This is a genomic window from Neisseria sp. HMSC065D04, assembly GCF_001815675.1.
In the GTDB taxonomy this organism is placed as follows: Bacteria; Pseudomonadota; Gammaproteobacteria; order Burkholderiales; family Neisseriaceae; genus Neisseria.
In genome coordinates this window covers 1-314 of sequence record NZ_KV821554.1, presented here as the reverse complement: position 1 = coordinate 314, position 314 = coordinate 1, and the positions used below count along the sequence as shown (strand labels likewise).

At 48.4% G+C, this 314-nt stretch carries 1 protein-coding gene; it reads right to left on the bottom strand.

Annotation, left to right across the window (positions count from 1 at the left end):
• Nucleotides 1-314, bottom strand: a 314-nt coding sequence (locus HMPREF3050_RS12060; RefSeq protein ID WP_210399938.1) for a GTP-binding protein, incomplete at both ends; no start/stop codon positions are given.

Sequence of the window (314 nt, the reverse complement as noted above, 5' to 3'; positions counted from 1 at the left end):
GAACATACCAAGATTGCGCCGTCCATTTGTGCGGCACCGGTAATCATGTTTTTAACGTAGTCGGCGTGTCCCGGGCAGTCTACGTGTGCGTAGTGGCGGGTTTCGGTTTCGTATTCTACGTGTGAGGTATTAATGGTAATACCGCGGGCTTTTTCTTCGGGAGCGTTGTCGATTTGGTCGTAAGCTTTTGCAGCACCACCGAATTTTTTAGCCAAAATAGTAGTCAAAGCAGCAGTCAGGGTGGTTTTACCATGGTCAACGTGACCGATGGTGCCAACGTTTACGTGCGGTTTGCTACGTTCAAATTTTTCCTT